Source organism: Catenulispora rubra (assembly GCF_015356825.1).
GTDB lineage: Bacteria > Actinomycetota > Actinomycetes > Streptomycetales > Catenulisporaceae > Catenulispora > Catenulispora rubra.
Genome location: NZ_JAACYW010000317.1, coordinates 1 through 12,863 on the forward strand (window position 1 = coordinate 1; position 12,863 = coordinate 12,863).

Sequence of the window (12,863 nt, forward strand, 5' to 3'; positions counted from 1 at the left end):
GTGTGGGGCCTCCCCGGGGTGTGGCGGTGGGGCGGGTGCGGGGGTGGTACCGTTGGCAGTCGGCCGCGAGTTGGTGTGGTTCCCCGTGGAGACGACCGGGGGCGCTCAGCGACCACAATCTTACGAGGAGTCACAGGTGTCCCTGGACGCAGCTACGAAGAAGAAGATCGTTGAGGACTACGGGACCGGGCCGAGCGACACGGGCTCCCCGGAAGTGCAGATCGCGCTGCTCACGTACCGGATCAACGAGCTCACTGAGCACCTGAAGTTCCACAAGCACGACCACCACAGCCGGCGGGGTCTGCTGCTGCTGGTCGGGCAGCGGCGGCGGTTGCAGGGCTACCTGCAGAAGACCGACATCGTGCGCTACCGTGCGTTGATCGAGAAGCTGGGGCTGCGCCGCTAGCCGGTTCCCAGCCACATGCTGTGAGCAGGAGCGGTCCGTTCGTCACGGACCGCTCCTGTCGTGTACCCGCTGTGTGCCGGGCCGGACCAAGCTGGCGACTTTTCCGGTTAGAGTGGGTAGCGGAAAAGTTCAATACGTTTTAGGGAACTGAAGAGGCACTGCGCGACGTGGCTCGCGTCGAAGTGGCCGGTTGGGCGCCGATCTTCGGTAGTGGCCCTCGGGATGTAACGCACCCGGGGGCTTCGATCGAAGACCGGGCCGCCACACGGCGGCGTGGGCCCACGACAAACGCGTCCTCTTCAGTCCGCCGCATACGAACTGAGGAGTACCTCTTGTCCGAGGGTGTTTTCACCACCGAGGCTTTGATCGACAACGGCCCGTTCGGCCAGCGCACCGTGCGCTTCGAGACGGGCCGGCTGGCCCGTCAGGCCGCCGGGTCCGTCGTCGCGTATCTGGACGAGGAGACGATGGTCCTTTCGGCGACCACCGCCTCGAAGTCCCCCAAGGACTCTCTCGACTTCTTCCCGCTGACGGTGGATGTCGAGGAGCGCATGTACGCCGTGGGGCGCATCCCCGGCTCGTTCTTCCGGCGCGAGGGCCGGCCCAGTGAGGACGCGATCCTCACCTGCCGGCTCATCGACCGGCCGCTGCGTCCGTCCTTCGCGAAGGGCCTGCGCAACGAGGTGCAGGTCGTGGCGACCATCATGGCGCTGAACCCGGACCACCTCTACGACGTCGTGGCGATCAACGCCGCCTCGGCCTCCACGCAGCTGGCGGGCCTGCCGTTCTCCGGTCCGATCGGCGGCGTGCGCGTCGCCCTGATCCAGGACCGCTGGGTCGCCTTCCCGACCCACACCGAGCTCGCCGACGCCGTGTTCGACATGGTCGTGGCCGGCCGGGTGCTGGACGACGGCGACGTCGCGATCATGATGGTCGAGGCCGAGGCCACCAGCCAGACCGTGGCCCTGGTCGCCGGCGGCTCCACCGCCCCGACCGAGGAGGTCGTCGCCGACGGCCTGGAGGCCGCCAAGCCGTTCATCAAGGCGCTGTGCGTGGCCCAGCAGGAGCTGGCCGCGCAGGCCGCCAAGGAGACCGCGGAGTTCCCGCGCTTCCTGGACTACCAGGACGACGTCCTGGAGGCCGTGACCGCGACCGCCAAGACCGAGCTGGCCAACGCGCTGACCATCGCCGGCAAGCAGGAGCGCGAGGAGGAGCTCGACCGCGTCAAGGCGCTGGTCGTGGAGAAGCTCGCGCAGCAGTTCGAGGGCCGCGAGAAGGAGATCGGCGGCGCGTTCCGCGCGCTGACCAAGAAGCTGGTCCGCGAGCGCATCATCCGCGACCAGGTCCGTATCGACGGCCGCGGCGTGCGGGACATCCGTCCGCTGTCCGCCGAGGTCGAGGTCGTGCCGCGGGTGCACGGCTCGGCGCTGTTCGAGCGCGGCGAGACCCAGATCCTGGGCATCACCACGCTGAACATGCTCCGGATGGAGCAGCAGCTGGACACGCTGAACCCCGAGACGCGCAAGCGCTACATGCACAACTACAACTTCCCGCCGTACTCCACCGGTGAGACCGGCCGCGTGGGCTCGCCCAAGCGCCGCGAGATCGGCCACGGCGCCCTCGCCGAGCGTGCGCTCGTCCCGGTCCTGCCGGCCCGCGAGGACTTCCCCTACGCGATCCGCCAGGTGTCCGAGGCGCTGAGCTCCAACGGCTCCACCTCGATGGGCTCGGTCTGCGCCTCGACCATGTCCCTGCTGAACGCCGGCGTGCCGCTGAAGGCGCCGGTCGCCGGTATCGCGATGGGCCTGGTCTCGGCGGAGATCGACGGCAAGACCGAGTACGTCGCGCTGACCGACATCCTCGGGGCCGAGGACGCCTTCGGCGACATGGACTTCAAGGTCGCCGGCACCAAGGACTTCGTCACCGCCCTGCAGCTGGACACCAAGCTGGACGGCATCCCGGCCTCGGTCCTGGCCGCCGCCTTGAAGCAGGCCAAGGACGCCCGCCTGCACATCCTGGACGTCATGATGGAAGCCATCGACGTCCCGGACGAGATGAGCGAGTTCGCTCCGCGCATCATCTCGGTGAAGATCCCGGTGGACAAGATCGGCGAGGTCATCGGCCCGAAGGGCAAGATGATCAACCAGATCCAGGAGGACACCGGCGCGGAGATCACGATCGAGGACGACGGCACGATCTACATCGGCGCCGCCAACGGCTCGGCCGCCGAGGCCGCGCGGACCACGATCAACCAGATCGCCAACCCGACGATGCCGGAGGTCGGCGAGCGCTACCTGGGGACCGTGGTGAAGACCACGACCTTCGGCGCGTTCGTCTCCCTGATGCCCGGCCGCGACGGCCTGCTGCACGTCTCCCAGCTGAAGAAGCTGGCCGGCGGCAAGCGGGTGGAGAACGTCGAGGACGTGATCAAGGTCGGCGACAAGGTGCAGGTGGAGATCGCCGAGATCGACTCCCGCGGCAAGCTCTCGCTGATCCCGGTGCTGCCGGAGGGCGAGGGCGCCGAGGCCAAGGCTGAGGCGAAGGCCGAGTAGCAGCCTTGTACCCGGTCGAGACCCTGATCGCCGGGCAGAACGGCAACGGCACTGTGCGCCGTACCGTCCTGCCCGGCGGTTTGCGCGTGGTCACCGAGACCATGCCATCTGTTCGGTCCGTGACGTTCGGCATCTGGACCGGCATCGGCTCGCGCGACGAGCACGCCGAGGAGTCCGGAGCCACGCACTACCTGGAGCACCTGCTCTTCAAGGGCACGGCGAAGCGGTCGGCGCTGGAGATCTCGGCGGCCCTGGACGCGGTCGGCGGCGAGATGAACGCCTTCACCGCCAAGGAGTACACGTGCTACTACGCGCGTGTGCTCGACACCGACCTGCCGCTGGCCATCGACGTGATCTGCGATCTGGTCACCTCCGCGCTCATCCGCCCCGACGACGTGGCCTCCGAGCGCAATGTCATCCTCGAAGAAATGGCGATGACGGAGGACGAGCCCGCCGACCAGATCCACGACGAGTTCGCCTTCGCCCTGCTCGGCGACTCGCCGCTGGGCCGGCCGATCCTCGGCTCGGTCGAGTCGGTCAACGCCCTGACCAGGGACGCGATCGCCGAGTACTACCACTCCCACTACACCGACGACCACCTGGTGGTCTCGGCGGCCGGCAACCTCGACCACGACGTGGTGGTGGCGCTGGTGGACGCGGCGTTCGCGCAGGCCCGCGGGGTCCGGGACGCCGACCGCCAGCCGGTCGTCCCGCGCATCGGCGGCGACTGCGGCGTCTCGCACTCCGGCCTGCGCCTGGTGTCCAAGCCGACCGAGCAGACGCATGTCGTGCTCGGCGTGCCGGGCGTGGCCCGCAACGACCGCCGCCGCTACCCGCTGGGCATCCTGTCCACGATCCTCGGCGGCGGCATGTCCTCGCGGCTGTTCCAGGAGGTCCGCGAGAAGCGAGGCCTGGCTTACTCGGTCTACAGCTTCTCCACGCACCATGCCGACTGCGGCATGTTCGGCGTCTACGCCGGCTGCCAGCCGGAGAACTTCACCGAGGTGCTGAAGATCTGCCGCGACGAGGTCGCCAAGATCGCCGACGGCGGCGTCACCGAGGAGGAGCTGCGCCGCGGCATCGGCCAGGTGCGCGGGTCCACGGTGCTCTCGCTGGAGGACACCGGGTCGCAGATGACCCGGATCGGCAAGAACGAACTCGTCTACGGCGAGCACCTCACCATCGAGGAGCTGCTGGAGCGGGTGGAGTCGGTGACGTTGGAGGACGTCAAGGAGGTCGCCGAGGAGTTCCTGCGGCGCCCCCAGGCGATCGCGGTCATCGGCGACTACGAGGACGCTTCATCGTTCGAAGGGGCCCTGGGATGACCAGTGTGACGCACGCTCTGGGGCAGTCGGTCGTGAAGGTCGCGGTGTTCGGGGCGGCCGGCCGGATGGGGCAGGCAGTCTGCCGCGCCGTGCTGGACGCGCCGGGCCTGGACCTGGTCGCGCAGATCGACGCCGACGACGACCCGCAGCGCGCGGTCGAGGCCGGCGCCGAGGTCGCGGTCGACTTCACGCACCCCGGCGTGACCGTGCAGAACATCGAGTTCTGCGTCCGCCACGGGATCAACGTGGTGGTCGGCACCTCCGGCTTCGACGAGGTCCGGCAGGACCAGGTCCGCGCGCTGCTGCACGGTACTGACGTGCGGGTCCTGGTCGCCCCGAACTTCTCCATCGGCGCCGTGCTGATGATGCGGTTCGCGGCGGCGGCGGCGCCGTACTTCGAGAGCGTGGAGATCGTCGAGCTGCACCACCCGGACAAGGTCGACGCGCCCTCGGGCACGGCCACCCGCACCGCGGAGCTGGTCGCCGAGGCCCGCGCGGCGGCCGGGAGCGCGCCGATGCCCGACGCCACGAAGACCGGTCTGGACGGTGCCCGCGGTGCGGTGGTCGAGAGCATCCCGGTGCACTCGGTCCGGCTGCGCGGCCTGATCGCGCACCAGGAAGTGCTGCTCGGCACCGTCGGCGAGACGCTGACGATCCGCCACGACTCGCTGGACCGCGCCTCGTTCATGCCCGGTGTGGTGCTGGCCTGCAAGAAGACCGGGACGCTCCCGGCCGGCCTGACGGTCGGCCTGGACGCGTTGCTGGATCTGTAGAACCTCGATAGGCACCCTACTTATGCGCAACCGCACCACGGCCTTGATCCTGGTCGTCATCCTGTGCTTCTACCTGCTGCTGGCCGTCCAGCGCGGGGTGTGGCTGATGGCGACCGGGAAGCCGGTGCTCGTGGTGTTCGGGCTCGGCGTGCTGATGCTGCCGGTGGTGGGTGCCTGGTTCGTGGTCACCGAGGTGCGGATGGGCAACGCCTCTTCGCGCCTCGGGACGCGGCTGGAGGCCGAGGGTCTGTGGCCGACCGAGGAGGTGCCGCGACGGCCCTCGGGGCGGCCGGATCTGAAGGCCGCCGACGAGATCTTCGAGAAACGTAAGGCCGAGGTCGAGGCCGATCCGGAGGATTGGCGCGGGTGGTATCGGCTGTCGCTGGCTTACAACGACGCCCGGGATCGGTCGCGGGCGCGTAAGGCGTTGCGCAGGGCTATCGAGCTGGACCGTCAGCGGGCCTGATCCGGCTATCGGTTCGGGGTCGGGGTCACTGCCTGCTGCTGATCGGAGCGGCGGGAGCCCATCGTTCCGTGGAGTTCGCGGGCTTGCGTTGGGCTGAGGACCGCAGGGGTCTGCGGCGGTGCTGATCTGTAGTGCTGGCGCAGAACCTTGCCGGTTACCGGGGCGACCGGTGAGATGACGGTGATCCCGATGCGCGGCACCTTTGCGATGCGCGTCCCTATGCGGATGAATGGCCGCGCTATACGTATGCCGAGGTCTATAAGTCGCCACTGGTGGAACCCGCCTGTACGGCGCATCCATGTCGGTAGCGAGTGAATGCTGAGGATCGCCGTGAAGCGGGACGCGGCCCAGATCCGGAAGCCCACCTTTCTGAACGGCGGGTAGAGCAGGTAGTGCATTCCGCGGTGCGCGCGTTCTGAGGAGCTCAACTGCGGGCGCACTTTCTCGAAGTACGCCTTGACCTCTTCGCGGTTGCGCGGGACGTCGGCGGGGTCGCAGGTCTGGAGCTCGGCGGCGATGCGGCACTCGGCCCAGTAGCGGTCCTCGTCGGTCTTGGACAAGCGGCCGGGGCCGTAGAGCTCGTAGCACTTCAGGACGCTGTGCCATCCCGTTATGTGGATCCACAGTTGGGACTCTGGGTTGTTGGCGCTATAGCGTTTCCCGGTAATGGGTTCGACGCCGGTGGCTTTGGCGTGGACGCGCATCAGGAATTCGGAGGCTTGAACGACGGTGCGGCTGTCGCCGACGGCCACTGTTAGGAAGTAGGCGAGGGTCTGGTCGAGGCGGCCGTGCGGGTCCTCGTAGATGCCGCCGCTGTCGGCGACCGCCGCGGCCAGCGAAGGGTCGAAGTGCTCCAGTACGACGGCGCGCTGGAAGCCGATCAGCGAGGTCGGCGACGTCCAGACCCTCCAGCTCACCGAGTCCGGGCCGAAGAAGCCGTTGTCGAGGCTGCGCAGTGGTCCGCGGTCGGGGGAGACCGGGACTTCTTCGGCGCTGGGGTGGGGCATCTTGTGTGCCTCCTCTACAGTGGGAGCCGGAATTACTACCGGCGCGTAGCAATATGCTACGCGGGAGTAGCTTTGTAAAGGGGCCGGTGTGGCGGCGGAGAACGGACGGCGGCGGCGGGAGTACGCGCCGCGGGTACCGATCGAGCAGCGTCGCAGGGAGTTGCTGGACGCGGCGCTGCGGATCGTCGTCCAGGACGGGCACGCGGCGGTGACGATGGAGGCGGTGGCGGCGGGCGCCGGGGTCACCAAGCCCGTGGTGTACGGCGTGTTCCCGAACCGGGAGGCGCTGCTGGGGGAGTTGCTGCGGCGGGAGCAGGGGGCCGCGCTGGAGCAGCTGGTGGAGTTGCTGCCGGGGCTGCGCAAGGGGCTCAAGGACGGAGCGCATCCCGCGGATGTCCTGGCCGACGCGCTCGACGGGTTCCTGGCGGCGGTCCGGGCGGCGCCGGAGCGGTGGTCCTGCATCGTGCTGCCGATGGCCGACATGCCCCCGCAGTTTAACGCGGCGCGGGAGGAGGCGCGGGGGTTGGTGCTGGCCTCGGCGGAGGAGCTGGGGCGGTGGATCACGCGGACGTTCGACGCGCCGGCCGATCTGGATCCGGAGCTGATCGCGCACACGGTGGTGACGCTCGCGGAGATGGCGGCTCGGCTGGTGCTGACCGATCCGGGGAGGTATGAGCCGGCGAGGTTTGTGAAGGGGTTGCGGGCGGCTGTGGGGTTGGTTCGCTGACCAGCAAACCGAACCAACGAACCGAACCAACGAACCGAACCAACGAACCGAACCAACGAACCCGACCGGAAATCGAACCAGCAAACCCGACCAGCAAGCCGAACCAGCAAACCCGACCAGCAAGCCGAACCAGCAAACCCGACCAGCAAGCCGAACCAGCGAACCCGACCAGCAAGCCGAACCAGCAAACCGAACCAGCAAACCCGACCGGAAAGCGAACTAGCAAACCCGATCAGCAAGCCGAACCAGCGAACCCGACCAGCGAACTCGCCAAGCGAACCGGAGTCAGCGAACTCGGCAAGCGAACCCGACCAGCAAACCGATCAGATCTGCGCCAGCGTCGACGGCCAGCGTCGGTCGCGCCAGTCCTGCAGGAAGTCCTCGACGCGGGCTGCGACGGCGTCGCGTTGGGTCAGCATGAAGAACATGTGGCCGCCGCGGAAGAACTCGATCTCGGAGTCGCGGATGCCTACGCGGGTGGCCAGGGCGGCGGCGGGCTTCATGCTGCGGTCGCGGCGGGCGTGGAGGATGAGGGTCGGGGCGTTGATGGCGGGGAGGCGGTCGGTGCCGTCGTAGGTGGTGCCGGCGGTGAGTTGGTGGTGGTGCGCGTAGTGCGGTTGGCGCTGTAGTTCGCCTGCTCCGCGGAGGAGGTGGAGGCGTTTCGCGAGGGCCAGGAGCCGTGCCGGGAGTGACATGCGTAATCGGCCGGTTCCGGTGGCGGCGGTGGAGATCAGGACCAGGCGGTCGATGCGGGTCGGGTATTCGGCGGCGAGTTCCATGGCGATGCGGCCGCCCATGGAGACGCCGACCACGTTGGCTCGGGATATGCCGAGGGCGTCCATGAGGCCGAGGGTGTCGTCGGCCATCATCGGGATCGAATACGGCGTGTCCGGCTTGTCGGTGCGGCCGGCGCCTCGGTTGTCGAAGGTGATCACGCGGAAGCTGCGCGCCAGCAGGTCGGTGAAGGGTGCGAACACGGTCAGATCCACGCCGAGGCCGCCGATGAACACCAGGGGCGGGCCCTCGCCGTGGATCTCGTAGTAGACGTCGATGTCGCCGACTCGAACCGTTGGCACTCAGCCAGGATAGGCCCGTTGTGGGCCGCTGACCTGAGAAAACGGCCTCGATATGGTTTCAGATGACGGCGGTCGCCTCGACCTCGATCAGCGCCTCGGGCAGGAACAGCGACGCGACCTCGACCGTGGTGCTGGTCGGTGCGGGCAGCCCCTGGAAGTACTCGCCGCGCACGTCGCCGTACTCGCGGATGCGCGAGATGTCGGTCAGGAACGTGCGCAGGCTGACGACGTCCGCCAGCGTCGCGCCGTGTGCCGCCAGCACCTCGCTGATCAGGTCCATGACACGGCGGGCCTGGGCGCGCAGGTCGTCGCCACCGACGATCTTGTGGTTGTCGTCCCAGGCGACCTGGCCGGCCAGCATCAGCAGTGTGCGTTCGCCGAGCGGGATCACGGCGACGTTGGAGAAAGCTTTGTGCGGCGAACTGGGGACGCCGGCGGGATTGTCGAGAGTGAAAGCGGTCATGGGGCGAAGCTATGTCCGCGCGCCGTGATACCAGAAGCGAATAGTCGGCATGAATCCCATGCCCGGCTAGCATGGCTCGCCATGGACACCGCGCTGCTCGAAGTCTTCCTGGAGGTTGCGCGGCGCGAGTCGTTCACCGCGGCGGCCGGTTCGCTGGGCTACACGCAGTCGGCGATATCGCGGCAGATAGCCGCGCTGGAATCGTCGGTCGGCACCCCGCTGTTCGACCGCCTCCCACGGGGCGTACGGCTGACGGAGGAAGGCCGGGCCTTGGTCCCGCACGCGACGGCCGTCGTAGGCCGTCTACGGGCCGCTGTGGCCGATGTACGGGCCGTCCGGACGCTGGGCGGCGGGGGCCTCCGGCTCGGTGCGATCCCGACGGCCGACATGGCCCTGATTCCGGGGGCGATCGCGAGGTTCCGGCAAGCGCATCCGGCGGTCGTCGTGACACACACCGAAGGGCTCACCCGCGGGCTGGTCGTGGACGTCCGCGAAGGAGACCTGGACCTCGCGGTGATCGGTACCGCGCACCCCGAGCCGGCCTTCGAGGGCGTACATCTGCGCAAGCTGATGGACGACGCCCTGTCGGTGGCACTGCCGCTCGGCCATCGCCTAGCGGACCGGGACCTGCTGTCGCTGTCCGATCTCGAAGGCGAGAACTGGATCGCGGGTCAGCCGCGCACGCAAGACACGCTGATCGCCGGCGTGCAGGACACGGACTTCCAGCCGCGGATCCCTTACGTGGTCCTGGAATGGTCCGCGAAGCAGGGGTTCGTGGCGGCCGGGCTGGGCGTCACCCTGGTCCCGACGCTGGCGGCCGCCGCGGTGCGATCGGACGTGGTCGTGGTGGCGCTGGATCCGCAGGAGGTGACCCCGCGGTCGGTGTTCGTCGCGACGCCCGAAGGCGTGGAAGACAGTGCGGCGGTCACGGCCTTTCTGGAGCTCTTGGGACTGCCCGCCCTTGATCGGTGACACGTCCGGAATCCGCCAGTAGGCACGAGCGGCGCGGCGGACGATTGATGCATGCACACCGTTCCCGGTATCAAAGTCCTGTATTTCGGAACCCCCGTCGTCCTGATCACGACCCGCAACGAGGACGGCACCCCCAACATCGCCCCGATGTCCTCGGCCTGGTGGCTCGACGGAAACGCCGTGCTGGGGCTGGGAAACTCCTCGCAGACCTCCGCCAATATCGCCCGCGAGGGCGAGTGCGTCCTGAACCTGCCTTCTTCCGACATGGTCGAATACGTCGACCGCATCGCCATGACCACGGCGCGCAAGGAGATCTCGCCGTACCGCATAGAGCAGGGCTACCGGACCGAACGCGACAAGTTCGGCCTGGCCGGGCTGACCGAGCAGGCCTCAGAGCTGGTTTCCCCGCCTCGGATCCTGGAGTGCCCGATCCAGATGGAGTGCCGGCTGACCACGGCGCATCCGGTCGGTGGGAAGGGACATCTGACGGCGTTCGAGGTCGAAGTGCTCCGGACACACGTCGAGGAGAAGCTGGTCATCCCGGGCACGCACTACATCGACCCGGAGGCGTGGGACCCGCTGATCATGAAGTTCTGCGAGTTCTTCGGCGGCGGGCAGCCGGTGCACGCCTCGCGGCTGGCCGCCGGTTGGATGATGCCGCACACTCTGCGGAACCTTCCGGTAACGGACGGTGTCGGCGCCGAACCCGCGCTCAGTGGGTCAGCGTCAGCCTGATCGCCAGGCCCGGGAGCAGCAGCCCGAACGCGCTGAACGCCAGCGGGCCGTGTGCGCCGCAGTGCAGCCGCCGCGTGGAGCCCTCGCGGACCTCCACCGAGACCTTCTTGGAGTACATGCCGTCCAGGGAGAGCTCGACCACGTGCACGCCGGAGTCCACGGCGAACTCGGCGGCGCCGTTCTGCGCGAGCCGGCCGACGGCGACACCGTCGATCCACACCCGGTAGGGCCGCGGACGCAGCTGGAACCCGCTGCGGCGGGTGAGGGCTATCGTTCCGGACATGCTGGACCTGCCTGATTCGGACACTGGCGGACACTGGCTGACACTGGCGGACATCAGTGGATGCAAGGAGCGTAAACGCCGAGGGCGGCACCGGAACCCGGTGCCGCCCTCGGCGTTACGTGATCGTCGCCTACCTAGGATGCCGCCGCCGCTGCGAAGCGTGACATGGCGTGCTCCACCAGGCGGATCAGGGTCAGCTTGGTGGACTCCCGGCTGCGGGCGTCGCAGGTGACCACCGGCACGTCCGGCGGGATCGACAGCGCCTCGCGCACGTCGGCGACCTCGTGGGTGAGCATGCCGTCGAAGCAGTTCACGCCCACGATGTACGGCAGGCCGGCGTCCTCGAAGTAGTCGATGGCCGAGAAGCAGTCCGCCAGCCGGCGGGTGTCCACCAGCACCACCGCGCCGATGGCGCCGCGGCACAGGTCGTCCCACATGAACCAGAAGCGGTTCTGGCCCGGTGTGCCGAACAGGTAAAGGATCAGCTCGCGGTCCAGGGACACCCGGCCGAAGTCCATGGCCACCGTGGTGGTGACCTTGCCCGGCACCACGCTGAGGTCGTCCACGCCCTCGGAGGCGGCGGTCATGACGGCCTCGGTGGTCAGCGGGGCGATCTCCGAGACCGCGCCGACGAAGGTGGTCTTGCCGACGCCGAAGCCGCCGGCTACGACGATCTTCACCGACGTGGTCGGGCCCACCGCGGGCTGCGGCTCGGGCTCCTGTCCGTAAGGGGAGTAGTTCACTGCACGGCCTCCTTTCTACAGATTGCGGAGCCCGATGAGGACTCGTTCGAGGAGCGCGAGGTTGGGCTGGCCGGAATCGGTCTCGCCGGGTTGCTGGATGGTGACCAGGCCGGCGTCCGACATGTCGCCCAACAGCACCCTGACCACCCCCAGCGGCATGCGCATCAGCGCCGCGACCTCCGCGACCGACTTCAGCTCGACGCACAGCTCGCAGATGCGCTGGTGCTCCGGCTCCCGGCCGGGAAGGCGCGATCGTCCGTTGTCCGTCGTGGATACCAACGCCTCGATGGGCAATTGGTAACGGGCCCGCGTGCGGCCCCGGGTCAGCGCGTAGGGGCGGACGAGGGGCGAGGAATCGTGGGCGCTGCTCACGGCCGCGTGCTCCTGTCGCTCGTCTCGGCTTGGGGAAGGGGGGTCACCGGGCGTCCTCTCAGCGCGGCAGCGACGACTGGAGCTCGGCACGCAGTGCCGGCGTCAGGACGTCGCCGGCCCGCTCGACGAGCAGGGCCATTTCATAGCCGATCAGGCCCATGTCGCAATCCGAGGAAGCGAGTACGGCCAGGGCCGAACCATCCGAGATGGCCATCACGAACAGGAAACCACGGACCATCTCCACGACGGTCTGCGTCACCGCGCCGCCCTCGAAGATGCGCGCGGCGCCCTGGGTCAGCGACGACAGGCCGCTGGCCACGGCCGCCAGCTGGTCGGCCCGGTCGCGGGGGAATCCGTCGGACACCGCCAGAAGCAGGCCGTCGGAGGAGACCACCACCGTGTGCGCGACCCCCGGGACGCGGTCCACGAAGTTGGTGATCAGCCAGTTGAGATTCCTGGCGGCTTGGGTCAGGTTCGGGTCGTTCACGGTAGCTCAGTCCTGCTTTCCTGGCTCAGGAGCACCGAAGGCGGCCGGGCCGTCGGACGCGGTGGGGTTGGCGGGATCGGAGGGCTGCGACTCGCCGGGGATGCCGGCGGCGTCGCGGCCCTGGCGCAGCCCATTGTGGAAGCTGGCCAGGCGGGAGCGCACGGCCTCGGCCGAGCGCGCCGGGATCGGCGAGGGCGCGGTCTTGGCGGCGCCGCTGCCGTCCGCCGAGCCGGGCACCAGGTTGGACCGCGGGACGCGCTTGGGGAGGCCCTTGGGGGTCAGCCCGGCCGCGACCGGCTTGCTGACCACCTGGGCGGCCTTCCATCCGTCGTCACCCGGCGACTGCCAGGCCTGTCCCGCGGAGCTCTGGTCGTCGTTCATGGGCTCCTTGGGTTCCTCGTGCGGTGCGGCGGGCCGGGCCGCACCGCCGACCGCGGTGTCGGCGGCCGACGGCGCCGGCGGGGTCGGGGCTCCGG

15 protein-coding genes and 1 pseudogene are annotated in these 12,863 nt (G+C 68.9%); 8 read left to right on the top strand and 8 right to left on the bottom strand.

Features of this window, described 5'->3' with window-relative positions:
* Positions 1–136 precede the first annotated feature (136 nt).
* From rpsO to GWK61_RS46135, 5 genes are all read left to right on the top strand, one after another.
* The gene (gene rpsO / locus GWK61_RS46115) at positions 137–406 is read left to right on the top strand and encodes a 30S ribosomal protein S15 (RefSeq protein ID WP_194919176.1); all 270 of its coding nucleotides are present in this window, start codon (positions 137–139) and stop codon (positions 404–406) included.
* A 332-nt stretch (positions 407–738) separates the two neighbouring features.
* The gene (locus GWK61_RS46120; protein WP_194919178.1) at positions 739–2,958 is read left to right on the top strand and encodes a polyribonucleotide nucleotidyltransferase; all 2,220 of its coding nucleotides are present in this window, start codon (positions 739–741) and stop codon (positions 2,956–2,958) included.
* Positions 2,959–2,963: 5 nt separating this feature from the next.
* Positions 2,964–4,283 (top strand): M16 family metallopeptidase, encoded by a 1,320-nt coding sequence (locus GWK61_RS46125; RefSeq protein WP_194919180.1) that lies wholly within the window; start codon positions 2,964–2,966, stop codon positions 4,281–4,283.
* A complete protein-coding gene (dapB, locus tag GWK61_RS46130) occupies positions 4,280–5,056 on the top strand; it encodes a 4-hydroxy-tetrahydrodipicolinate reductase (protein ID WP_194919182.1) in 777 nt (258 codons plus the stop codon). The genes GWK61_RS46125 and dapB overlap by 4 nt, the downstream gene beginning before the upstream one ends.
* 22 nt (positions 5,057–5,078) lie before the next feature.
* Entirely contained in the window at positions 5,079–5,522 is a 444-nt protein-coding gene (locus GWK61_RS46135; RefSeq protein ID WP_194919184.1) for a tetratricopeptide repeat protein, read from the top strand.
* Positions 5,523–5,527: 5 nt separating this feature from the next.
* On the opposite strand, the gene GWK61_RS46140 is transcribed toward GWK61_RS46135, so the two are convergent.
* Positions 5,528–6,529, bottom strand: a complete 1,002-nt coding sequence (locus GWK61_RS46140; protein ID WP_194919186.1) for an oxygenase MpaB family protein — start codon at positions 6,527–6,529, stop codon at positions 5,528–5,530.
* A gap of 88 nt (positions 6,530–6,617) precedes the next feature.
* Between GWK61_RS46140 and GWK61_RS46145 the strand changes: the two genes are divergently transcribed.
* Positions 6,618–7,256, top strand: coding sequence for a TetR/AcrR family transcriptional regulator (locus tag GWK61_RS46145; protein WP_194919188.1), 639 nt, complete (start codon positions 6,618–6,620; stop codon positions 7,254–7,256).
* A 323-nt stretch (positions 7,257–7,579) separates the two neighbouring features.
* Here GWK61_RS46145 and GWK61_RS46150 read toward each other — a convergent pair whose 3' ends face one another.
* Entirely contained in the window at positions 7,580–8,332 is a 753-nt protein-coding gene (locus tag GWK61_RS46150) for an alpha/beta fold hydrolase (protein ID WP_194919191.1), read from the bottom strand.
* A 58-nt stretch (positions 8,333–8,390) separates the two neighbouring features.
* Positions 8,391–8,795: a RidA family protein gene (locus tag GWK61_RS46155; RefSeq protein ID WP_194919193.1), complete on the bottom strand. Its 405-nt coding sequence runs from the start codon at positions 8,793–8,795 to the stop codon at positions 8,391–8,393.
* An 81-nt stretch (positions 8,796–8,876) separates the two neighbouring features.
* On the opposite strand from GWK61_RS46155, the gene GWK61_RS46160 reads away from it, so the two are divergent.
* Both GWK61_RS46160 and GWK61_RS46165 read left to right on the top strand, forming a co-directional pair.
* Positions 8,877–9,767, top strand: a complete 891-nt coding sequence (locus tag GWK61_RS46160) for a LysR family transcriptional regulator (protein ID WP_194919195.1) — start codon at positions 8,877–8,879, stop codon at positions 9,765–9,767.
* Positions 9,768–9,818: 51 nt separating this feature from the next.
* A complete protein-coding gene (locus tag GWK61_RS46165) occupies positions 9,819–10,502 on the top strand; it encodes a flavin reductase family protein (protein WP_194919197.1) in 684 nt (227 codons plus the stop codon).
* On the opposite strand, the gene GWK61_RS46170 is transcribed toward GWK61_RS46165, so the two are convergent.
* The 5 genes and pseudogenes from GWK61_RS46170 to GWK61_RS46190 form a co-directional block, all read right to left on the bottom strand.
* Positions 10,480–10,785: a hypothetical protein gene (locus GWK61_RS46170; RefSeq protein ID WP_194919199.1), complete on the bottom strand. Its 306-nt coding sequence runs from the start codon at positions 10,783–10,785 to the stop codon at positions 10,480–10,482. The genes GWK61_RS46165 and GWK61_RS46170 overlap by 23 nt on opposite strands.
* A gap of 134 nt (positions 10,786–10,919) precedes the next feature.
* Complete coding sequence (locus GWK61_RS46175; RefSeq protein WP_194919200.1) at positions 10,920–11,528, bottom strand: GTP-binding protein; 609 nt, start codon at positions 11,526–11,528, stop codon at positions 10,920–10,922.
* Positions 11,529–11,543: 15 nt separating this feature from the next.
* A complete protein-coding gene (locus GWK61_RS46180; RefSeq protein ID WP_015796412.1) occupies positions 11,544–11,900 on the bottom strand; it encodes a DUF742 domain-containing protein in 357 nt (118 codons plus the stop codon).
* Positions 11,901–11,958: 58 nt separating this feature from the next.
* A complete protein-coding gene (locus GWK61_RS46185; protein WP_041543529.1) occupies positions 11,959–12,372 on the bottom strand; it encodes a roadblock/LC7 domain-containing protein in 414 nt (137 codons plus the stop codon).
* Between the two features lie 21 nt (positions 12,373–12,393).
* Positions 12,394–12,863, bottom strand: a pseudogene (locus tag GWK61_RS46190) (hypothetical protein); the annotation flags it as partial.

Bases quoted from the DNA above. Each gene is read 5' to 3' on its own strand.
- dapB (WP_194919182.1), top strand. From the start codon at position 4,280: ATGACCAGTGTGACGCACGCTCTGGGGCAGTCGGTCGTGAAGGTCGCG.
- GWK61_RS46135 (WP_194919184.1), top strand. From the start codon at position 5,079: ATGCGCAACCGCACCACGGCCTTGATCCTGGTCGTCATCCTGTGCTTC.
- GWK61_RS46140 (WP_194919186.1), bottom strand. From the start codon at position 6,529: ATGCCCCACCCCAGCGCCGAAGAAGTCCCGGTCTCCCCCGACCGCGGA.
- GWK61_RS46155 (WP_194919193.1), bottom strand. From the start codon at position 8,795: ATGACCGCTTTCACTCTCGACAATCCCGCCGGCGTCCCCAGTTCGCCG.
- GWK61_RS46160 (WP_194919195.1), top strand. From the start codon at position 8,877: ATGGACACCGCGCTGCTCGAAGTCTTCCTGGAGGTTGCGCGGCGCGAG.
- GWK61_RS46165 (WP_194919197.1), top strand. From the start codon at position 9,819: ATGCACACCGTTCCCGGTATCAAAGTCCTGTATTTCGGAACCCCCGTC.
- GWK61_RS46170 (WP_194919199.1), bottom strand. From the start codon at position 10,785: ATGTCCGGAACGATAGCCCTCACCCGCCGCAGCGGGTTCCAGCTGCGT.